Source organism: Asaia sp. BMEF1 (genome assembly GCF_051628905.1).
Taxonomy (GTDB): Bacteria; Pseudomonadota; Alphaproteobacteria; order Acetobacterales; family Acetobacteraceae; genus Asaia.
In genome coordinates, this window is the sequence record NZ_CP157575.1 from 74,304 (window position 1) to 96,678 (window position 22,375).

Annotated in this window: 16 protein-coding genes; 12 read left to right on the forward strand and 4 right to left on the reverse strand. The window is 55.5% G+C overall.

Going from position 1 to position 22,375, the window contains the following annotated elements; genetic code table 11:
• Positions 1–3 precede the first annotated feature (3 nt).
• The 3 genes from ABHV46_RS00345 to ABHV46_RS00355 form a co-directional block, all read right to left on the reverse strand.
• Complete coding sequence (locus ABHV46_RS00345; RefSeq protein WP_438382228.1) at positions 4–1,194, reverse strand: arabinose transporter; 1,191 nt, start codon at positions 1,192–1,194, stop codon at positions 4–6.
• A 204-nt stretch (positions 1,195–1,398) separates the two neighbouring features.
• Positions 1,399–2,778 carry an amidase gene (locus tag ABHV46_RS00350; RefSeq protein ID WP_438382229.1) on the reverse strand — a complete coding sequence of 460 codons (1,380 nt, stop codon included), beginning with the start codon at positions 2,776–2,778 and terminating at the stop codon, positions 1,399–1,401.
• 29 nt (positions 2,779–2,807) lie between these two features.
• Entirely contained in the window at positions 2,808–3,611 is an 804-nt protein-coding gene (locus ABHV46_RS00355; RefSeq protein ID WP_438382230.1) for an NAD kinase, read from the reverse strand.
• Between the two features lie 229 nt (positions 3,612–3,840).
• On the opposite strand from ABHV46_RS00355, the gene moaB reads away from it, so the two are divergent.
• Entirely contained in the window at positions 3,841–4,371 is a 531-nt protein-coding gene (gene moaB, locus ABHV46_RS00360; protein WP_438382231.1) for a molybdenum cofactor biosynthesis protein B, read from the forward strand.
• A gap of 67 nt (positions 4,372–4,438) precedes the next feature.
• On the opposite strand, the gene ABHV46_RS00365 is transcribed toward moaB, so the two are convergent.
• Positions 4,439–8,191, reverse strand: coding sequence for a glycoside hydrolase family 99-like domain-containing protein (locus tag ABHV46_RS00365; protein WP_438382232.1), 3,753 nt, complete (start codon positions 8,189–8,191; stop codon positions 4,439–4,441).
• 295 nt (positions 8,192–8,486) lie between these two features.
• Here ABHV46_RS00365 and metX point away from each other — a divergent pair, with 295 nt between their 5' ends.
• From metX to ABHV46_RS00420, 11 genes are all read left to right on the forward strand, one after another.
• The gene (gene metX / locus ABHV46_RS00370) at positions 8,487–9,725 is read left to right on the forward strand and encodes a homoserine O-acetyltransferase MetX (protein ID WP_438382233.1); all 1,239 of its coding nucleotides are present in this window, start codon (positions 8,487–8,489) and stop codon (positions 9,723–9,725) included.
• Positions 9,715–10,314 carry a methionine biosynthesis protein MetW gene (metW, locus tag ABHV46_RS00375; RefSeq protein ID WP_336945420.1) on the forward strand — a complete coding sequence of 200 codons (600 nt, stop codon included), beginning with the start codon at positions 9,715–9,717 and terminating at the stop codon, positions 10,312–10,314. The genes metX and metW overlap by 11 nt, the downstream gene beginning before the upstream one ends.
• A 127-nt stretch (positions 10,315–10,441) precedes the next feature.
• Positions 10,442–11,050, forward strand: a complete 609-nt coding sequence (locus ABHV46_RS00380; RefSeq protein WP_438382234.1) for a nitroreductase family protein — start codon at positions 10,442–10,444, stop codon at positions 11,048–11,050.
• Between the two features lie 286 nt (positions 11,051–11,336).
• Positions 11,337–12,686 (forward strand): DEAD/DEAH box helicase, encoded by a 1,350-nt coding sequence (locus ABHV46_RS00385; RefSeq protein ID WP_336945418.1) that lies wholly within the window; start codon positions 11,337–11,339, stop codon positions 12,684–12,686.
• Positions 12,687–13,088: 402 nt separating this feature from the next.
• The gene (locus ABHV46_RS00390; RefSeq protein ID WP_438382235.1) at positions 13,089–14,291 is read left to right on the forward strand and encodes an acetate/propionate family kinase; all 1,203 of its coding nucleotides are present in this window, start codon (positions 13,089–13,091) and stop codon (positions 14,289–14,291) included.
• On the forward strand, positions 14,288–16,660 hold the full coding sequence (locus tag ABHV46_RS00395) for a phosphoketolase family protein (RefSeq protein WP_438382236.1): 2,373 nt from the start codon (positions 14,288–14,290) through the stop codon (positions 16,658–16,660). The genes ABHV46_RS00390 and ABHV46_RS00395 overlap by 4 nt, the downstream gene beginning before the upstream one ends.
• Positions 16,660–17,472 carry a Cof-type HAD-IIB family hydrolase gene (locus tag ABHV46_RS00400; protein WP_438382237.1) on the forward strand — a complete coding sequence of 271 codons (813 nt, stop codon included), beginning with the start codon at positions 16,660–16,662 and terminating at the stop codon, positions 17,470–17,472. Before ABHV46_RS00395 ends, ABHV46_RS00400 begins: the two co-directional genes overlap by 1 nt.
• 28 nt (positions 17,473–17,500) lie before the next feature.
• Positions 17,501–18,136 carry a glutathione binding-like protein gene (locus tag ABHV46_RS00405; RefSeq protein WP_438382238.1) on the forward strand — a complete coding sequence of 212 codons (636 nt, stop codon included), beginning with the start codon at positions 17,501–17,503 and terminating at the stop codon, positions 18,134–18,136.
• Positions 18,137–18,525: 389 nt separating this feature from the next.
• Positions 18,526–19,215 carry a Crp/Fnr family transcriptional regulator gene (locus ABHV46_RS00410; protein WP_438382239.1) on the forward strand — a complete coding sequence of 230 codons (690 nt, stop codon included), beginning with the start codon at positions 18,526–18,528 and terminating at the stop codon, positions 19,213–19,215.
• Between the two features lie 391 nt (positions 19,216–19,606).
• A complete protein-coding gene (locus ABHV46_RS00415; RefSeq protein WP_438382240.1) occupies positions 19,607–21,094 on the forward strand; it encodes a Hint domain-containing protein in 1,488 nt (495 codons plus the stop codon).
• Between the two features lie 15 nt (positions 21,095–21,109).
• Positions 21,110–21,925 carry an alpha/beta fold hydrolase gene (locus ABHV46_RS00420; protein WP_438382241.1) on the forward strand — a complete coding sequence of 272 codons (816 nt, stop codon included), beginning with the start codon at positions 21,110–21,112 and terminating at the stop codon, positions 21,923–21,925.
• Positions 21,926–22,375: the final 450 nt, after the last annotated feature.

A 22,375-nucleotide genomic window follows, 5' to 3' on the forward strand; every position in this document is an offset into this window, starting at 1 on the left:
GCGTCAGCTCTCGATCGCTTGTCCTGAAACAGGTCGGTCGCGCCGGTGCATCATGATAACGAGGCACAGGCCCAGCAGGGCGCAGATCATGCCCATCAGAAAAATCGATTCATAGCCCAGATGGTCTGAGAGCGCGCCAGCAACCGGCCCGCTGACCGCATAGGAAAGGTCTTGGAAGGCGGCGAAGCCGCCAAGCGCGGTCGCGCGGATTGACGCAGGAACGCGCTTGACGACCTCTACGCCCATAGAGGGATAGATAAGTGAGCAACCCGCCCCGGTCAGCACAGCGCCGACAAGTGCCAGAACCGGTGAGGGAGAGAACGCGATAAAGCCCTGTCCTGTGGCTTCGATGCTCAGGGACAGCATGGCAACCTTGATGCCGCCTAGCCGCTCGGGGAGATGTCCCCCGAACAGGCGCCCTGCCACGAAAGCCAAGCCGAAACAGGTCAGGCCGAGACTGCCGAATCGCCAGTGTTCAGCCAGAAAATAGACTGAGAGAAATGCACCCAGCACGGCGAACCCGACACCCTGCAGTGCCACGACCGATCCGTAGGGCCGAATGATGCCCAACACGGGCCAGAATGACTCGCGCTCTCCCTGAAGGATCGGCGCGGCGGGGACGCGCTGAACGATCGCAAGGCCGATGAGGGGCAGCACGACGCATACCCCCATAAGCGTCGAAAACCCGGCAAGATGATATAGGCCGAGCCCGAGCGGCCCTCCAAAAGCAAAGGCGCCATACATGGCGGCGCCTGTCCAGGTGAGAACCTTGCCCGCGCCTTTGGGGCCGGTCAGGCCAATGCCCCAGCCATGCATGCCCACCAGTGTGTAGCTTTCACCGACGCCCAGAAGCAGACGCCCAACGATCAGTAACCCTAGCGAGGCGCCTCTGGCGAACAGGTCCAGAGCAGAGAGGAGGCAGATTCCACTGGCCGCCATATACAGCACGAGGCCTAGCCTCATCGCGCTGCGACCGCCCTTGCGGTCGGCAAATCCGCCGGCGAGCGTCCGGGTCAATATGGTCGAGACGAATGCACAGCCCACGGCGATACCGGCGATGCCATTTCCATAGCCTGGCCAGGACGTGACAAACGGCGGGATGACGGCAAGCGGCATAGCAACCGCCATATAGGACAGAACCAGAGCAAAGGTCAGGAAGGGTAGATGGCCGAAGGAATGGCTCGTGTCAGTCATGAAAAACACCCGGTCTGTCCCGAGCAAGCCCGCATCCCCGTTATAGCCCTTTTGTCAGGGGGGATGGGGAGGCGGGTCCTGCCGAGGAGAAGAGGGCGCACGTTAGCGGCGCAAACCGGCACGCTCAAATAACGCTCCGGTGACGTTCCGACGCCATTATATCCCTCAACGCTTCCGGCGGCGCAGCTCTTGGGTGGTGGCGCCTCAGCCTTTGAGGCGCTGCTCGCAGCGCCTTGCAATGCGCGAAAGCGCGGCGTCCCGGCCGTGACAAGCGGTCAGCATCAGTCCCGCAGCCAGGCCCTTCCAGTAGAAAGGCAGGCTGAACGAGCAGCCATCGAGCAGATTGGCCAGAGAAGGATTGCGCAGAATGAGCCTGTTGAGCCTTCCATACTCCTCAGGCTTCTTGCAGGTCTCGATGAGGGGCGGCAAGATGGGGGATGTGGGGCAGATAAGGGCATCGAAACCACTCATGTCTGCATTGAACCGCGCGCAAAGCTTCTGACGTTCGATGTAAAGCTGCCTGAGCGCCTGAACGCTGGTTTGCTCTCCGGATGCCATACGCTCGCTCACACGAGGGTCGAAGCCACCCGGGTGATGAATAAGATCGTCGTGAAAGTAATGATAGGCTTCTGCGGCCACAATTTGGCCTTGCAAATTGAGATCGACGATGTCCTGCAGGATCGGCATGGGCTGGCGTACGATTTCGATGCCGCCCGCTTCGAGATGCTTCACGACCGTCTCAAACACGGCCAAGACCTGAGAGTCGCCATCATTGCGAAGGATAGAGGTCGGCAGCAGGAGGCGTATGGGTCCATTCTCAGCCTCGACTGGCGCCCAGTTCGTGGATCTGTTGGCCATGATATGGTCGAGAAGTGCACAATCATCGACCGTTTGCGCAATGCTCCCTACGCTGTCGAAGCTGGGTGAAAGCGGGATCATGCCTTTTCGGCTGATATGCCCGGCGGTGGGCTTGAATCCGGTCAGGGTATTCATGGCCGCAGGGATGCGGCACGAGCCGCCGGTATCTGAGCCGATCGCAGCGAGAGCGGCACCCGTCGCGACGGATACTGCGCCGCCGGAGCTCGATCCGCCCGGTATGGCAGGTCCTTCTTCGACCAGCGTATTCCAGGGTTGCGGATAATGCGGATTGAGGCCGAGACCCGAATAGGCGAATTCGGTCATCTGTGTACGACCGAGCAGAATGAATCCAGCTGCACGGAGTGGAGCGATGGCGTCGGCATCATTCAGTGCGGCTGGACGGTCGGAAAGAATTGTCGAACCTGCACGTGTGACCTGTCCCTTGATATCGAACAGATCCTTGATCGAAATGGGCAAGCCGGTCCACGGTGAGGCTTCGTAACCCTTCGCGCGTATCCTGTCGGCAGCGTCGGCATATTGTCTGGCGTGGTCCGCCGAAAACTCGCCCGTATAGGCAGCGCGGGCGTTTTCGCAGGTATCGATCTTTTCAAGGCAATGCTCGACGAGGGCCCGGCTGGTAATCTCTCCCTTGGCGAGGCATTTGGCCGCACTCACAAGGGAGTCTCGGTAAGGAGTGTTGGTCGGGCGTATCGTCGGACTGCTCATTGGCTGCGCCTTCTTGTTGTTTGAGCGTGTTATTCTGCGAATTGCTCCGCGATAATCCGTTCTGAAAGTCCATGATCGGGATCGAAGAGGATTGTCGCCGTGATCGAGCGATCTTCGCTCACGATTACCTCGGTGATATCGCGCACCTCCAGAAAATCAGCCACGGCGGCACAGGGGCGTTTTTCCTGCTCCAGAAGGGTGAAGCGCACGATTGCCGCCGAAGGCAGCAGCGCGCCACGCCACCGTCTCGGCCTGAATGCGGATATTGGCGTCAGAGGCAGGAGATTGGCCGTCAATGGCACGATCGGACCGTGAGCGGAGAGGTTGTAGGCGGTTGATCCCGCGGGGGTGGCCACGATCACCCCGTCGCATATCAGCTCGGGGAGGCGTACGCGTTGATCCACCTCAATGCGGATTTTAACAGCCTGGCGGGTCTGACGGAAAAGGAACACGTCGTTGAACGCAATGCCTTCGTGACGTGTGCCGTCGCGGCCGACTGCCTTCATGCGCAGCGGGTGCAGCTCGGACGCCTGAGCGCGTGTCAGCCTAGCAACCAGATCTTCATCCGAAACGGTGTTGAGCAGAAAACCCACAGAACCGCAATTGAGCCCATAGGCAGGTATGCCGTGTTCAACGACCTTATGCAGCACTTCAAGCAGAAACCCGTCCCCCCCAAGGCAGACGACGACCTCAGCGTCGCAAAGTGCGCAATCACCGTAGGTTTCGATGAGTTTCTGACGTGCCTTTTGCGCGACTTCAGCCGGAGAGGCCAGGAAGGCAATGCGCTCAGGGGGCTTCGAAAAGCGCGCTGAAGGTGTAGGTGAAATGCTCATGCCCTGAGGCCTATCTGATGGGGCGCTACCCGGTCAGGAAAAGCAGGAAAAACCAGACAATCCACCTGTTCGTACACCTGAACTCGAATTAATATGATCACCCTAACGGCGTGTCACGTTCCTCGCAACCATGCATCTGAAGCGCATGACCTGATGCGCGGCATGAGTTTGTATCGCCGCGTAATCAAGGGATAATCAACATTCTATATTTCAAGGAAAACTTTTGAGCATGACCGAAATGAATAACGACGCGGCGTTCAGACCTTGTAATTTTGCTGTTCTGACCATTTCCGATACGCGTACGCCTGAAACGGATCGTTCAGGCTCGCTTCTTGCTGAGCGTATCGAAAAAGCTGGACATCATCTTGTGGCGCGCGACCTCGTGCCGGATACGCTTGGTGAAATCGTCGAGCGTCTGCGTCTGTGGATTGATCGTGAGGATATCGATGCGATCATCACGACGGGGGGGACCGGAATCACCGCCAGAGATGTCACGCCCGAGGCGTTTTCACGGGTCATCGAGAAGGATATCCCCGGATTTGGCGAGCTTTTCCGTATGCTCTCCTATGCCAAGATCGGTACCTCCACTATCCAGTCGCGCGCGCTTGGCGGCATCGCAAAAGGTACGTTTCTTTTTGCTCTGCCGGGTTCGACTGGGGCTGTTGCAGATGGGTGGGATTCGATCCTTTGCCAGCAATTCGACAGTCGCCATCGACCCTGTAACTTCGTCGATCTGATGCCGCGCCTGTCAAGGAGCTGACGATCATTCGGCATCGTCTGAATCCGCACAGGGCAGCTTCTGCCGTGCCAGACTTCAACTGGTCTTTTCAGGATAAACGCGATTGTTTCTTCCTCTGCTTTGGCGTGAACCCGAACTGGTTTTTCAATTCACCGCGGTAGGCGCGTTGCCGGTTGATCAGATCGGCAGGGTTACCCAGGCGCTTACCGATCAACTCATGCATCGAGACAATCTCAGCTAGATGCGCTCTTTGATCGAATGAGCCGGTCACTGATTGTCCGTGGCGGCGATGGATGTTCAGCGGGCGTGCCATATAGGCCAGCTGACTTCCCGGTTGCAGCAGCAGCTCGACGTAGACGCGCCAGTCACCTGCAAGGCGAAACCGGACGAGATCGGGGCGGCAGATCTCAAGAGCTGCGACAAGATTGCGACGCCGGAAGAGCGCCGAGCTTACATTGAGAACGAGATTGCACTTGCCGAGATAGTCGCGCACGAAAGTCTCGCCATCGATCAGCATGTCACGGCCGAGCCCATAGCCCACATGGCTGCGATAATATTCCTGATAATCAGGGGAGATCTCTGCCCCGTTTCCATCGATGACGCGGCTGTCGCAAAACGCCATGGTGGCGTCTGGCGATTGGGTAATCATGGTGCTTAGAGCCGAGAGAAACTCTGGCTCTGACAGATCATCCGCTTCTGCAATCCAGAGCCAGTCGCCTGTCGCCAGATTGGCTGCTTTCTGCCATTGAGCGAAAACCGATCCGCTGCGTCTGGTGCCTTTCACGAGCCTGATCGCACGATCAAAGGATGTGGCGATACGCTCCGAAAGCGCTGCGCTCCCATCATCAGACACGTCGTCAAGCACGATGATTTCAATGACCGGGCAATTCTGAGCGAAAATCGTCGCCAGACGCGCCGCAAGGTAATGCGCGTAATTATAGGAGAGCACCACGACGGAAATCGACGGCAGATCCGGCAACGCGAGCGTGACGAGGCGCGCGGCGTATCGATTGAAGGAAAAACGTTCGGCCAGTTCCCGGCCACGTTGGGCTCGCCGCTCGGGATTGATGGGGGGTAACTCTGCGTCTTGAAGGATCGCCGCGCCTATAGCGGGAAGGTCTCCGGGTTCAATAATGCGGTTTCGTTTGTCGCCTTCCTCTGCCAGCTCTGTGAGAAGATCGGGGATCATGCCGTTTCTGGCAAAAGCAACGCACGGGATTCCCGATGCGAGCGCTTCGAGTGCAGCGGAGGGATAAGGGTCTTCTCGTGAGCTTAGAACGAAAAGATCCGATGCGGAGAGAAACGGAGCGACGTCGTCGACCCGGCCCGGAAGATGAAAACGACGCGACGCTGAAGCCGTTTCGAGATCGGTTTGCAGGTTGCATCTCATAGTTGTATCGAGCGCGCCAACCCAGAGAAAATGGATGGGGCGCCGCGCCGTCTGAGGTTCGGATGAGTAGCGCGAGGGCGCGAAGTTCGCGCTTTGCAGCATAAGCCACAGTTGCAGGAACAGATCGAAGCCCTTCCTGCTATCGCCAAAGCCTATTCCAACCACTACGAATGCCTCTGCCTCGATCCCGTAGGCGAGCCGTACGCGCCTTCGGTCCGGTTCCGAGAAGGTGATGTCGTGATAGAGTCCCTGCGGTGCAATCATTGCTTCAGGATACAGGCGGGTCAACTGGGCCCCCGGCACGACCACGGCGTTGGCGAGTTTTCGCGCAAGGTCTAGAGGCTTTTCCAGCCGCATCTGGCTTATCATCCCAGGCAATTCGTGAATGAGCAGGATGAACGGGAGTGCTGCCTTGCAGAGGTCGTCGGCCAGTCTGGTCGATGCCGCGCTGTTCATGATGGCAGCGGTGAAACCCTCGGCTCTGAGAGAATGCAGGCGCTCGATACAGGACGACGTGCCGGGATTCAGAATCTCGACGGTCCCGACCTGACGATAGCGGGAGAGTAGATCGCCACCGCCGAGAAGGACGAACGCGATCTCCAGGCCATGATTGCGCTTGAGGGCCGCGCCCAGGGCAACGAGGAGCATCTGGGCGCCAGCAGGGAAAGCATCATGACCGATCAGAAGCAGGCGCTGCGGAACTAGACGACTCTGAAACCCCGTGATCGCGCGCGCCGTGGCGTTGAGATAGGCCGAGCCAAAATGGACATCAGGCTCGAGATAGGCGCCTTCAGCCCATTCGTTCCAGGCATTGATGCAGACCAGCTTCTCTCTCAAAAAGGGATGGGCATGGGCTTTGGCGATGGTCTCGTTCAGCCAGCGTTCATAGAGACGCGGTGTCGAACCGTGCAGGACGAGGCCGGCTCCCTGTCGCCGCGGATCATTATCCCATGACGGCGTTATCGTGCGTATGAGCGGGAATTCTGGCGTGGGGTCTGACAGTGCCTTGTCGACGAGATCGGCATAATCATAAACCCGAGCCGTCATGTCCTCATCGAGGATATGTAGTTTGTCTTCGATCGGGGTGCAGTTCATCGTAAGCTTGTGCGGTGGAAATTCGATGGCGCCGTCCAGTCCGAAGGCGGCAGGATCATTGTCATCAAAGGCTTGGGCCATGATGAAGAGAGGGTCGAGCCCTTCAGTCTGCCGGAACAGGGCGCGCCATTTTGCGATACGCCGGGTCGCATCTGGAATGGCGCCAGGTCGGTAAAGCATGAAAAGGGGGCGCGAACCGATGTGGATATAGCGCGTGTCCCGCATGTGACGCGCGAGATCCGCGATCAGTGCGTTATCGTCGCCCTCGTGGTAATCTTGCGAGATCAGGACGTCCTGATCTCCGCCATCCCATCTGCGGCTCCAGTTTTCATTGGCCCACATCAGACAGAATGGCAGGTCGATCTCGGGGGCTTGAAGCAGCAGTTCCATGGGGCGATCGAGCAGGCGCGTGCCATTGAACCAATAGTGGTAGAAGATGAAGCCTTCCAGACCGGCTTCGCGTGCCATGCGCGCCTGAGCCCCAAGGGTGGCGAGACTGTCGAGCCTGTAATGGCCAAGGTCCCGCGGGGTGCGTGGCTGATAGTGATCGGCAAAGCGCGGCACACCACGAGCCAGATTGGTCCATTCCGTAAAACCGGTTCCCCACCAGCGATCATTGGCGTCGTTGGGGTGAAATTGCGGCAGGTAATAGGCAAGCACGCGAGCGCGCCGCACCGCCGCTTCGGGCAAGGGTTGGCGCTCTTCATAGAGAGTTCCTGGCTGGGTGCGTCGTCTTACTTCCCTGGCGATGGTTGTCTCGTGCTCAGGAAGGCTGGGGTAAACGCCTGACTCATGTCGATGTGCGAGCCAGTGCAGAAACGGATTGGCATCAGGTTGGTGGCGTAGATAGCGCGTGCGGTAGAAGGCGGGATCGAATGTCTCGAAGGGCCGACGTATCTCGCGATAGCCCTGCACCATATAGTGTTCGACAGGGTCCATGCCTGATGAGGCCACATCGGGATAGCTGCGCAGATAGAATTCGGTGTCGAATTCGGGCATGGGCCGGATGCCGGGCGTCTTTCTGTTAGCCAGATAATGGGCGAGGGCATTCGTGTTGGCAGGCACCTGATTACCCTGACGATACCAGATCGGGTCAAACCAGGGCACAGGACGACGGCCTTCATATTCTCCCCGTAGAATGTAGTGATGCAGCGGGTCTTCGGTTACGTCCCGATAGGTTGCGAGATACCAGAGCGGGTCGAAAAACGGGTTCGGCTTGCGCCCCTCGCGCCAGCCTGTCGTGTGATAATGGAGCAGGGCGCCGCTGCCGATGTCCTGCAGGTCGGGATTGCGTGACAAATAAAACGCCGTATCGAAAAGCCCGGAATGGCCAATTGTTTTCAGGATCGTGGGCATGATCGGCATCTCCGGCGATTCGTTAATAAAACATTAAATACTTTCGCGTGAAACAACCAGATATTGTGTTCAAAGCCGCATAGTTTGCTTTCGTGCTCCGTGCTTCCCGTTCGCTGCGGAGCCGTCGTGACCAATTGCAGGGGCGCGCCGCAAGTGTCATATCTGCTTCCCCGCATTGCCTCGGGTCGCGTCAGCGCGCCTGAATGCAGGCATTGAGGGAGTCGTGATGAGGCGTTCGAGCGATCCGGTTGCACCCTCATGGGGGAGGCCGGTGCTCATGCGAGTTTGAGAGGCCATGCATAATCATTCTGACGCATCTGCGGCTGGGGCAGACGGTGCCGGCGTGACCGAGGCCCCTTGTGGTCAGGGCACCGATGGTGCCGTCACGGCCTTTCACGTAACGCTCGAAGAGGGGCTTACGCTTGAATGCGGCGCCCATATCGCGCCGCTCGATATCGCTTATTGTGCGTATGGCACGCTGTCGCCGAAGCGCGATAACGTCATTCTGGTCTGCCATGCCCTGACAGGCGATCAGTATGTGGCCGAGGCCCATCCGGTTACAGGCAAGCCGGGCTGGTGGAGCCGGGCGGTCGGGCCGGGTAACGCCATCGATACGGATCGCTTCTATGTCATCTGTGTCAATGTGCTCGGCGGTTGCATGGGGTCCTCAGGCCCCAAGACGCTGCGCGGGAATGGTGAGCCCTGGGGCACGGATTTTCCGCCCATCACCATACGGGACATGGTGTTTGCCCAGGCCAAGCTGCTCGATCATCTGGGCATCGGACGCTTGTTCGCGGCAATTGGTGGCTCCATGGGCGGCATGCAGGTGCTGCAATGGGTTGCAAGTTTCCCCGAACGTGTCGGGGCTGCGATGCCTATCGCGACCGCCCCGTTCCATTCGGCGCAGAATATCGCCTTCAACGAGGTCAGTCGCCAGGCGATCTGCGGTGATCCCGATTGGTGTGGGGGGCGTTATTGGGCGCTGGGTACCATTCCGGCCAAGGGCCTCGGCGTGGCCCGTATGATGGCTCATATCACCTATCTTTCCGAAGAAGCCCTGACCCAGAAATTCGGTCGGCGCACGAGGCGCGACGCTGTGGCGTCCCATGAAGTCGCTTCGAAGGGCTCTTCCCTTTTTGGTGAGATCTTCGAGGTTGAAAGTTACCTGCGTCATCAGGGATCGAGCTTCGTGCGGCGCTTCGATGCCAATTCCTATCTCACCATCACCCGTGCCCTCGATTATTTCGATCTGAGCGCCGATTATGATGGCGATCTCTCGGCGCCATTCCGCAACTGCGCAACGCGTTTCTGCATCATTTCCTTCACGTCAGACTGGCTTTTCCCGACCTCGCAATCGCGCCTTCTGGCGCGTGCGCTCAACAAGGCCGGGGTAAACGTGTCTTTTGTCGAGATCGAGAGCGACAGGGGGCATGACGCCTTTCTGCTCGACGAACCCGATCTTGAGCGCACCATGCGTGGATTCATCAATGGTGCGGCCGAGCAGGCCGGTCTCGGAGGCCGTCATGCGTCTTGACCAGCATCTGATTGCTGAGATGATTGCGCCCGGCACGCGTGTTCTGGATGTCGGAAGTGGCGATGGCGCGCTGATCGACCATCTGTTTCGCACGCGCCAATGCGATGCGCGTGGCATCGAAATCGATATGGGCGAGGTGACGCGCTCGGTCGCCCATGGTCTGCCGGTGATGCATGGCGATGCCGATCATGATCTCGCGCATTATTCCGATGACGCGTTCGATTACGTGGTGTTGCAGCGCACGTTGCAGGCGGTCGAAAAACCGCGTGAAGTGTTGAGGCAGATGCTGCGCATCGGGCGCCATGCGATCGTTTCCTTCCCGAATTTCGGGCATTGGCGCCTGAGATTGCAGATTCTGCTCAGTGGCCGCATGCCCATGAATTCGGTCTGGCACACGCCCTGGTACGAAACACCCAATATTCACCCGTGTACCATTCAGGATTTTCTCGAGCTTTGCGAAGCTGAGGGCTATGTCGTCGATCGCTGGCTGGCCGTTGATGAGGCAGGCGAAAGGGCGCCGTGGCGACGCTCGATCAGGTTGGCTAATCTCTTTGGTGAACAGGCTCTTTTCCTGCTGCGTCGCAAATAGCTGCTAATGCGAAGCCATATTTCGATAATTATCGAAATATGGCTTTACTTACGTCATGGGCCATGTTTGCATGATGCCTTCTTTCAGGTTTCCCAACGCCCTGCTTCGACAGGTGAGCGGAGTTTCCATGACCGATATTCTGACTGCGATCGCCGAGCGTCGCTCAGCCAAGCGCTTCGACCCCAGCGTGACCATCTCTGAAGAAGAGCTACGCTCGATCCTCGATGCCGGGCGCAAGGCACCCACGGCGTTCAATATCCAGCATTGGCGCTTTGTCGTGATTTCTGATCCGGCGTTGAGAAAGCAGATACGCGCTGTGTCTTGGGACCAGCCTCAGGTCGAAGAGGCGAGCGCGCTGATCGTTCTTTGCGCGGATTTCAAGGCCTGGGAAAAGAACCCGGCTCGCTACTGGGCCGCTGCCCCTGAGAAAATGCAGACGACCTATGAGGGCATGATCAAGCAGTTCTACAGCGGCAATGAACAGATGCAGCGCGATGAAGGCATCCGGTCCTGTGGCATGGCGGCCTATGCGCTCATGCTGGCGGCGGCTGCCCATGGCTATCAGAGCTGCCCGATGGACGGTTTCGATTTCAACGCCGTAGGCTCGCTCATCAATCTGCCCGACGACCATGAGGTCGTCATGTTCGTCGCGATCGGCAAGAAGGCCGAAGAATACCCGCCTCATGGAGGGCATCTGCCACTGAGCGAGACGATCATCCATAACCGTTTTTCCTGATCAAAGCGTGTCGCCTCGCAGTTTAGTGCGAGGCGCGGCTTTTGTGCCGATCCTGACTATTTTGTCGGTGTATCTGCTTGCGTCCGGGATAGGCTCTGCCTATATGGGGGCCTTCCCGGTCCAGATTTGACTCTGTCGGCGCGGGCGTCTGGTAACGGACGCCTCTTGCGAAGCCTGACTCGTCATTCCCGGATCTTTTCTTTCCCTTGTGACGTCCGGGCCAAGAGGCGTCATCCCGTGAGCTGTGTGCAACATGCATGGCTCGTGCCCGAGGAGGCGCCTTTTCATGACCAGTTTTGCCGATCTTCAGCTTGCTATGCCTATCCAGCGCGCGCTGACAGAGGAGGGGTATACAACCCCGACCCCGATACAGGCCGGATCTATCCCCTATCTGCTTCAGGGCCGCGATCTTCTGGGCCTTGCCCAGACCGGTACCGGCAAGACGGCGGCATTCGCTCTGCCTGCCTTGCATCGTCTTCTGACCCATCCGCGCCCGAACACTGCCAAGGGCGCCCGCGTTCTGGTGTTGGCGCCCACGCGTGAACTCGCGGCCCAGATCGATGACAGCTTCAAGAACTACGCACGCCACATGAAGTTGCGCCATGCCGTAATCTTCGGCGGCGTGGGGCAGGGCCGTCAGGTTGAAGCCATGCGTCGTGGCGTGGATGTGCTGACCGCAGCACCCGGCCGCCTGCTCGACCTGATCGGCCAGGGCCATATCGACCTGCATGATCTCGAAGTGCTCGTGCTCGATGAAGCCGACCGTATGCTCGATATGGGCTTCGTGCGCGACATCAAGCGCATCGTGGCGCTTCTGCCCAAGAACCGCCAGACGGTTCTGTTCTCTGCAACCATGCCCAAGGCGATCGAAGATCTGGCGCATTCGCTGCTTCACGATCCTGCCAAGGTCGAGGTCACGCCGCCATCTTCCACGGTCGATCGTATCCGTCAGGGCGTGATGTTCGTGAAATCGGAAGACAAGCGCGCTGCAACACTCCTGCTGGTGAAAAACCCCAAGGTGCAGCGCGCCGTCGTGTTTACCCTGATGAAGCACGAGGCGAACAGGGTTGCCGATTTCCTCAACGCCGAGGGCATCCGCTCGGAGGCGATCCATGGCAACAAGTCGCAGGGTGCGCGTGAGCGCGCCATGGCGGGCTTCCGTGACGGTTCGGTCAAGGTGCTGGTCGCCACCGATATCGCCGCGCGCGGTATCGATGTCGACGATGTCAGCCACGTCTTCAATTACGATCTTCCCAATGTTGCCGAGAGTTATGTGCACCGTATCGGCCGTACCGCACGTGCGGGCCGCGATGGTTGGGCTGTGTCGTTGTGCGATGCAGAGCAGCGTGCCTGGCTGCGTGACATCGAAAAGCTTATTGGCAAGGCCATTCCGGTCGTGACCGATCATGCCTATCATTCGGAAGAGGCGCAAAACTCCACCATGCGTCCGCCTGTTCTGGGTGGCGGTGGTCGCGGTCGCAACCAGTCACGTGGTGGTGGACAGCGCTCTGGCGGTGGTGGCCGCCCCGGCTCCGGGCCGCGTGGTGGCAATGAGGGCGGTCGTCCTTCGGGTGGGCGTCCCGGCGGGAGCGGTCGTCCGCAGGGGGGCAGACCTTCACGCCCCCGGGCGAAATGAAATGGCGTTTTGCCATCTCTCGTTTTTGACTGCACGGTTGCAAGTGACGCGAGGCGTATAGACTTTGCAAAGCCCTGGGCCTGACAGCCCGGGGCTTTTTCTTGTGAAGGCTGAAGTCTGTTGACTTGTCGTTGCAAGAAAAAGGGATGCTGTGCACACAGATACTATTCACCATGCGGGAGAGATCGGCTCCGGTCATGGAGAAGTAGGGCGCAGTTATTTTCACAAAGGCGTGTAAATAAACCCTTCGCTATTCGATAACCGTCGGAAATGCCTCGAAAAAAAATTAAATAAGCCAAATCCGGTCTGCTATTACCGGTATGTTATGTTTGAACCGGAGTGAGATCACGCGGTTTAGTCTTTGAATGTCGGCAATGGCGCCGCACATTTCGAGGACAGTACGTGTCTCACAACAAAACCATTCTTACCCTCAACTCCGGCTCATCCAGCATCAAGTTCGCCTTGTTCAACGAGGCAAGCGCGTCGGAGCGATTGCTTTCCGGCCTGGTGGAGTACCAATCCGGTGGCGCAGTATTGACGACCCGTACACCGGATGGTGTCAGCAAGCGCGTAGTCATTGAGTCTGGTCGAGACGAGGGTAATGCCCATGGTCAGATGATCCGACACGTGCTGAACTTTATCGAGAGCCACGAGAACGGCGCTCATGTCGCGGCTGTTGGTCATCGCGTGCTGCATAGTGGGCCTTATTTCGATGGGCCTACCCGTATCGATAAGGATGTGATCGACCAACTCGAGGCGCTCATTCCCCTCGGGCCTCTCCATCAGCCGCCGTGTATTGCCCCGATAAAATTGCTGTCAGTACAAAAGCCGGATCTCTTGCAGGTAGCGTGTTTCGACACATCGTTTCACCGTACCATTCCGGCTGTACGGACCCGTCTTCCGCTTCCCGCCGAACTCATCGAGGGTGGTGCGCGCGTCTACGGGTTCCACGGGCTTTCCTATGATTTCATCGCCAGCGAGCTCGAGGCAAGGTTTCCGTCCATCGCACACAAGCGTGTGCTGGTGGCTCATATCGGCAACGGCGCCAGCCTTTGCGCTTTGATGAATGGACGCAGCATTGCGACAACCATGGGGTTGACCGTTCTCGACGGTCTGATGATGGGGACACGGTGCGGCACCATAGACCCGGGTGCGATCCTCTATCTCCTGCAGCAGAAGAACATGTCTCCTAAAGAGGTGCAGGACACGCTCTACTACAAATCCGGCTTGCGCGGTGTCTCGGGTGTCTCGAGCGATATGCGAATCCTGCGTGAAAACGACGCCGATGAGAATGTGCAACTGGCGCTCGACATGTTCGTCGAGCGCTTCGTGCAGCAGGCGGGTGGTCTTGTTGCCCAGATGGGAGGCGTCGATGCCATCGTTTTCACAGGGGGGATAGGCCAGCATGATGCCGCCTTCCGCCGAGCCGTCTGTCATCGATTCAAATGGCTCGATGTCCAGCTTTGCGAGGATGCGAACCTCGCGGGTGGTCCCACGATCAGCCAGCGCTCGGGACGGGTGACGGTTTTGGTCATGCCTGCGGATGAAGAAACAACAATCTTTCGCCAAACAAAAAAAATAATGGAAGGAAGTTACCGGTCATGAGCGAAACAGGCCCGCTTTCCGCGTCGCAACTCGCCCTTTTCGATAAGTGGTGGCACGCTGCAAATTATCTTTCGGTAGCCCAGATCTATCTTCTCGATAATCCACTTCTGCGTGATCCGTTGAAGCTCGAGCATGTGAAGCCACGCCTGCTCGGCCATTTCGGCACGACACCGGGCCTGACACTGCTCTATCTGCATCTCAATCGGATCATCAAGGAGCGTCAGAAGAGCGTGCTCTTCATTGCCGGCCCCGGTCATGGAGCGCCTGGTGTTGTTGCCGCGACTTATCTTGAAGGCACCTATAGCGAATATTTCCCTGAGATTTCGCAGGACGTCGAGGGGCTTGGCCGTCTGGTCAAGCAGTTCTCCTTCCCCGGCGGTATTCCGAGCCATGTGGCCGCGACCACACCTGGCTCGATCCATGAGGGCGGTGAACTCGGCTATTCGGTTTCTCATGCCTATGGTGCTGTACTCGATAACCCTGACCTCATTGTGGCCTGCGTCGTGGGCGATGGCGAGGCGGAAACGGGGCCGCTAGCGACTTCGTGGCACAGCAACAAGTTTCTCGACCCGCGTAACGACGGCGCTGTTCTGCCGATTTTGCATCTTAATGGCTACAAGATCGCCAACCCGACGGTTCTGGCTCGTATTCCCGAGACCGAACTGCTGGACCTGTTCCGTGGCTATGGCTACGAGCCGATCATCGTCAGGGGCAGCGACCCGGATGTGGTGCATCAGGCAATGGCGAAGGCGATGGACACGTGCTTCGACAAGATCGCGGAAATCCAGAAGCGTGCGCGCTCTGAAAATAACGCTGAACGTCCCAGTTGGCCGATGATTATCATGCGCACTCCCAAGGGCTGGACTGGCCCCAAGGAAGTGGACGGCCAGCGTTGCGAAGGCTATTGGCGCTCGCATCAGGTGCCGCTGACCGATCTCGAGAAGCCAGGACATCTGAAGATCCTCGAAGACTGGATGCGCAGCTACAAGCCGGAGACGCTGTTCGACGAGAACGGTCGCCTCCACGCCGAGATTGCAGGGCTCGCCCCGGAGGGCACGCTGCGCATGAGCGATAATCCGCATGCGAATGGTGGACAGTTGCGTCGCCCACTGCGCATGCCGGATATAGAAGGCCACGCGCTTACGGTGCCGTCACCCGGTGCCGTGCAGGGGGAAAGCACCCGCATTCTCGGCTCCTGGCTGCGCGATGTGATGCGCATGAATCTCGAAAGCCGCAATTTCCGCGTGCTGTCACCTGACGAGAACAATTCCAATCGCCTTAATGACGTGCTGGAGGTGACCAACAGGGCGTGGACCGCCGAGACCCGTTCTTACGACGACCATCTGGCACCGGATGGCATGGTCATGGAAATTCTCAGCGAGCACACCATTCAGGGTTGGCTGGAAGGCTATCTGCTGACGGGTCGTCACGGGTTCTTCTCGTGCTACGAGGCCTTTGTCCACCTTGTGGATTCCATGGTCAATCAGCATGCGAAATGGATCAAATCGGCAAAAGAGGTTCAGTGGCGCCGCCCGATCGCCTCGCTCAATTATCTGCTGACCTCGCATGTCTGGCGTCAGGACCATAACGGCTTCAGCCATCAGGATCCGGGCTTCATGGATCATGTGGTGAACAAGAAGGCCGATATCGCCCGTGTGTACCTGCCGCCGGATGCGAATACCCTGCTCTACGTGGCCAAGCACTGCCTGGAAAGCTGGGACCGTATCAATGTGATCGTGGCGGGCAAGCAACCTGAGCATCAGTGGCTCGATATCGATGCGGCGATCGCACATTGCAGTCAGGGTATCGGAATCTGGCAGTGGGCAAGCAACGACAAGGGTTATGACCCCGATCTCGTGATCGCTTCCGCAGGCGATGTTCCGACTGTCGAGGCTCTGGCTGCCGTGCAGCTTCTGCGCGAGCACTCACCCGACCTCAAGGTGCGCTTTGTAAACGTGGTCGATCTGATGACGCTGCAATCGCCTAGCGAGCATCCACACGGCCTCGACGACGTCATGTTCGATAACCTGTTCACCAAGGATAAGCCGGTTCTGTTTGCCTTCCACGGCTATCCGCAGCTGATTCACCGCCTTATCTATCGTCGCAGTAACCGCGCCAATTTCCATGTCCATGGTTTCCGTGAGGAGGGCACCACCACGACACCGTTCGACATGACCGTCCGTAATAGCCTGGACCGTTACCACATTATTCTGAATGCGGTGCGTCGTGTACCGTCGCTTTCGGGCCATGCGGCCTATGTGACACAGATGATCAACGACAAACTCGTGGAGCATAAGCGTTATATCGCCGAGCATGGTCAGGATATGCCCGAGATTCTGAACTGGAAGTGGCAGGGGAACAGGGGCTGATGTCGGAACCGGTTCAACTCGTCCTCGCCGATGTGGACGGAACGCTCGTGACTCAGGGCAAGATCCTGACACCGCGGGCCATCCGCGCCGTTCATGCCCTGAGAGAAAAGGGCATACGGTTTGCCATCACGAGCGGGCGGCCGCCTCGCGGCATGGCGATGCTGATTGAACCTCTGGGGATTGATCTGCCGATCGCTGGTTTCAATGGTGGCGTTCTGGTCCACCCTGACTGGAGTGTCATCGACACCAAGCGGCTCACCCATTCCCAGGTGAAGACGGTACTCGCGATCATCCGCGATCATGGGGCGGACCCCTGGGTCTACACCAGCCAGGACTGGTTCGTGAGTGACCTCGACGCGCCCCATGTCTCGCGAGAGGAATGGACAGTGAAGTTCGCGCCTCGCGTTGATGACGTTTCCCGGCATCTCGACGACGTGGTGAAGATTACCGGGGTGAGCGACGACCGGGAGCTCATGAAAAATCTTGAGCGCGATTTACAGCAGGCTCTGGGAAAAACGGCTTCTGCAGCATGTTCGCAGCCTTACTATGTCGATGTGACCAATCAGGACGCCAATAAGGGTGGGGTTGTTGCAACGCTCGAGACCCTGCTCGATATTCCTGCATCGGCAATGGTGACGATGGGGGATCAGCCTAACGACATGCTCATGTTCGCGAAAAGCGGCATGTCGATTGCCATGGGCCAGGCAAATGACACGGTGAAGGCTGCGGCAACCCATGTCACCACCTCCTGCGAGGAAGAGGGATTTGCGATCGGTCTCGAACGCTACGTGCTTGGAGACGTTACCGCCTGATCTGTCTCACAGAACAGGATAGCGCCCAGTGATCGATCTCTATTATTGGCCGACCCCCAATGGCCACAAGATTACCCTGTTTCTCGAAGAAGCAGGGCTCGACTACCGCATCGTTCCGGTCGATATCGGCAAGGGCGATCAGTTCAAGCCTGAATTCCTCGCCTTATCCCCCAATAACAAGATGCCAGCCATAGTCGATCACGCTCCGGTCGATGGTGGTGCTCCGCTGAGTATTTTTGAATCGGGTGAAATTCTGCTCTACCTTGCGGAAAAGACCGGGCGTTTCCTCTCTTCCGATCCTCGCAGCAAAATCGCGACTCTCGAATGGCTATTCTGGCAGATGGGCGGTTTTGGCCCGATGCTGGGCCAGAATCATCACTTCTCGCTCTATGCCCCAGAGAAAATTCCCTACGCGATCAAGCGTTATCAGGAAGAGACGAAGCGCCTCTACGGGGTGTTGGAGACGCGCCTTAAGGCGCATCCTTTCGTCAGCGGTGAGGAATATGGAATTGCCGATATGGCGACCTATCCCTGGACACGCACATGGAAAGAGCAGGGGGTCGATCTTGAGTCGTTCCCTGCGATCGAGGCGTGGCGCGAGACAATAGAGAGCCGCCCCGCAACGCAACGTGCCCTTGCCAAGGCCGAAGTAGTTAAAGGTTAGAGCTGTTCTCGGCGGTCAGCCATCGTTCTCGCCCCCTAGTCGAGAGGCGAGAACGATGAGATGTGCCATCTTGCCGATGCCCTGCAGGAAGGATCAGTTCAAACAAAATTTGCGAGGCGAGCCGTAACGAATACTCACGGCACTGGTCCAAAGACGTATGAGAGGAACTGAGGTTTGATCTAGCGGCAAGGGATGGCCCACAGAAGTGGACTGAAGAATGAATCCTCTCGTTTAGCCATGAAGTATTTCGCATCGAGACTGATGTGTAGGTCTGCCTCAAGAAACGGTCTTAGTGTTGATGTGTGTATTGGCACCCAGAGGCGCTTGCGTCGTGAATTACGATGGCGTTTCATATCTGGTATAATAAACGTGCTGCGGATGTATGAATAATGAATATCGATCGAAACGTGCTCGAGCAATCTCCATGGATCAGGTCATTGAATGAGAGCGATAGGGAGTTTTTATTTACCAAAGCCAAATTAAAAAAAATGAAGAAAAATGATATAATTCTACGAAAAGGACGCGTGCAGAGGAAACTAATAATACTATTGAGCGGGACGCTTACGCTCAAGAAATATAAATATTCAGGCCAAAGAAATGTATTTATGGTAGTGAGGGACGGGTTCGTTCTTCCGATAAATAAGGTAATACACGAAGAATTATCAGATTTCGACCTTATCTTGAATGAGGACTCATTCTTTGTTGAGATAGAGAGAAGCGATATTCAGGGACTAATGCGAAAGAGTACGTCATTCTGCATGAGTATAATAGAATACATGAATATGGCGTTCAATCTTCAGGAAGAGTTCATTTCCATCCTCAATGGAAGGTCCAATATAAATAAAGTCGCTTGGTCCTTGTACATCGTTTTCGATGGGTATCGTGGAGCGGGGGCGAAAGTGTCCCATATTCCGATAAGCCAGGATATTATTGCTGATAATCTCGGCCTATCAAGGCAAACAGCAAATGAAACATTAGGTATTCTTCAGGAGGGCGGAATAATATCTGTTAGTAGGTCCAATATAAAATTAATTGACCGCGCCAAGCTTGAGATGATGATCCATGAAGAATTTCATTGAACGTCACTCCGCTATGCTCAAAGTAAAGCGACGTTGAAAATTGGCGATCTCGAAAATCAGAACGGCCGCGCAGAGCCCAGCGGGATGATATATAAAAGGGAACCTTTAAATAACTTTTCCTCATATATTGATCGTACAGTAAGTGTCTTGTCTATTATAGTATTGTAATACTTTCATATATCTATGACTTTCCGAAATATATTTCCAATAAATTATTTTATGCATAAAAACACAAAAAAGATATTAACATCTTCTGATTTGTACATAAATATCATTATAGACAGTTGAGTGTCGGAATTTCGACAGACACTGAAATCAGCATCGTTACTCTCGCACAAGATGTCTCCAGTGAGATGAATAATCCCTCCATCCTGGGATAAGGGCGAGAAGAATGAGCGTTACTCAGAATATCCGAAACGGCGGAAGCTATTCTGTAAATGGAGGAAAACTATCCCTCTATATCGATTCCGGTTATTTATTTGACTCCGGGACGAATATAACTCAGGGATACGCTTCGGCCAGTTTTGGCAGTAGTGGTGGCGAGTTAGATGTTAGTGTAAATTCAGGAATTTTCTCAGGATTTAGCGGTAGCAAAACGTTCAATCTGGTGCTTAACGGGCCCGTTCCCGCTAATTTCGTCATAAATTTCGATTTAGCCGGGCTTGTCGTACTGAGATTCGCGAATTCCTTTTCGCAAGTTACAGCCAGGTTCAATGGATGGAATACCGGAGTAAAAGTCTGGGTTAGCGGGGGAGCATTTTTATCTTATTCAAGTGTCACAGTAAATATTGTAATTCCAGGCAATCCATTCAATTTGCCAGCCTATATTCCGACTGATGTCCCCATCAGTCTGACGGGGCAGGGGCAGATTTGCTACCTTGCGGGCACGGAAATCGATACCCCTGCCGGAAAGGTAAAAGTCGAAGAAATCTCTGCCGGGGACAAGATATTCATTATCGATAAAGGTATAAAGAAGGAAGGGAGTGTTATATGGGCTGGTTCAAAAAAAATCAATGCTCGCAGTGAATCAGATTACCCGATCGTAATCAAGAAGAGTGCTATCAGCGATGAGGTTCCATATAAGGATCTATATGTAACTCAAGAACATTGCCTTTATATCGAAGGCAATTTTATCCCAGCCAGAATGCTGGTTAACAACCGATCTATCTTTTTGGAAAAAAGAGATGAGTTCGAAATCTACCATGTGGAAACCGAAAATCATTCCGTAATATTGGCGGATGGTCTGGAATCCGAAACATATCTGGATACTGGCAACAGGACTTCATTCGCTGCGCGTGGAAGAACGACGCTGGATGGTAGTTTCACGCATTCTGCCGTCAAGACCTGGGATCAGGATGCCGCCGCACCTCTGGATGTCTCTGAGGCTGTGGTGAGACCGCTTTATGAAACGATCTTGAACCGGGCGATAGGGCAGGGATTATGTGAGGTAGACCAGAGTAAAAAATTCTCGTCTGATCCGGATATCAAATTGATCAGGTCGGATGGGACGGAACTGGAATTTCTAAGAAAAGCCGGTGATCGTTACGTATACCGTGTGCCAGTGTCGACTGACCGACTATGGTTGTGCTCGCGGACGGGCAAGCCGAGTGATTTTATAGGACCGTACCTTGATGATCGCAGGGATCTCGGTCTTCTCGTGGGATCAATAGATTTGTATAAGGATTGCGAAACTGTCCCCATCAGTAATCATCTGGAAGAGGCATCCTTGTCGGGCTGGCATCCCCGCGAGGCATCGACCTTGCGATGGACTGCGGGAATGGCAGAGCTTAATCTGGAAGATCAAGTATCCAGCAATCAGAGCGTGATCGCCATAGAAGTAAAAAATGCGAATCAGGGAAACAATTTTCGCATACAATAAACAAAATAGGTAATTATGTATAAATCTGTTCATCTTCCTAATGGAACGCATGCTCACTCCTGGACGCGCGAGGGATCCTCGCGCGCAATTATCGTTCAGCACGGTCTTGGAGAGCATGCATTAGAGTATCTTTCGAAGCATAACCGTATCATTAGTCGATTTTTAGATCGTGGATTGAATGTATATGCTGTCGATTTTGACAGTCATGATGAAAACGATCACGACTTGTATGTTTCTGATCTGACCAAGAGTATCGAAAATCATTTTTATCTGGTCAAACACGTTTTCGGCATAGAGAAAAAGCCGATCTATCTTTTCGGTCATTCCCTTGGGGGACTCGTTACAGTCATCAATTCAATATTTTTTCGTAATAACATTTCAGGTATCGTACTAAGCAGCCCCATGTTGGGGGTTGATTTGCTCTCCTGCCTTGCTCCTATGTTAAGGTTTGTTTCGAGGTTATCTCCGAAGATGACGATATTCAGCATAGACAGGAAGGATCTTACAAATAAAAACACTGGAAAGTACAAAAAAGAGGTAATAATAAAAGTTCCGGCTAGGTTTGCGGCATCAATATTGATTCATTGTAGGAACGCGAGAGACATTTTTCATAAATTCGAAGCCCCTGTTTTGATTGTGCATGGAGCCAGTGATTCTGTGACCAATCCTAAATTCAGCAAGATGTTCTTCGATAAAATAAGAAGCAAATCGAAAAAAATAACTATTTATAGCGGCGAAAAACACGAGATGATCGACGACGCGAACGGCGAAAAAATAATAAACGACGTAACATCATGGATACTGTCTGAGAAAAAATCACAGTCCCTATAATCGATGAGTCTTCAAACTCCCTGCGATATCCAGTTCTGGTTTGCGAAGTTGGACGCGAGTGGTTGATCCTGAAGATGGCGATTGCGGCGAGGTAGACGGTGAAGAAGAAAACGGTCTGGCATCCGCCGCCTAGCGCCGCACTGTCAGATTGTGAGCCATTCGAATATGATCTCAACATGATTGCGGTGCCGGTATTGGCACCTGTCATAGCTGTGCGGCTTTATGCGAGATTTCCGTTCCGGAGTGCATGCGCCGATCCCTTTCTGCTTCATCGCGTCCTTTAACCGACCGAAGGCGTCTTCGTGATCGTCCAGGATCCACTTCGTAGCAGGAAGACTGTCCAGCTGAGCGGCAGCGCAGGTGCAATCGGTGATGTTGACTGCCCCGACTGGGAAGGTGAATGAACTTTGCGATTACTGTCTGTAATTGTAGGCAGCTTCGTTTTGACGC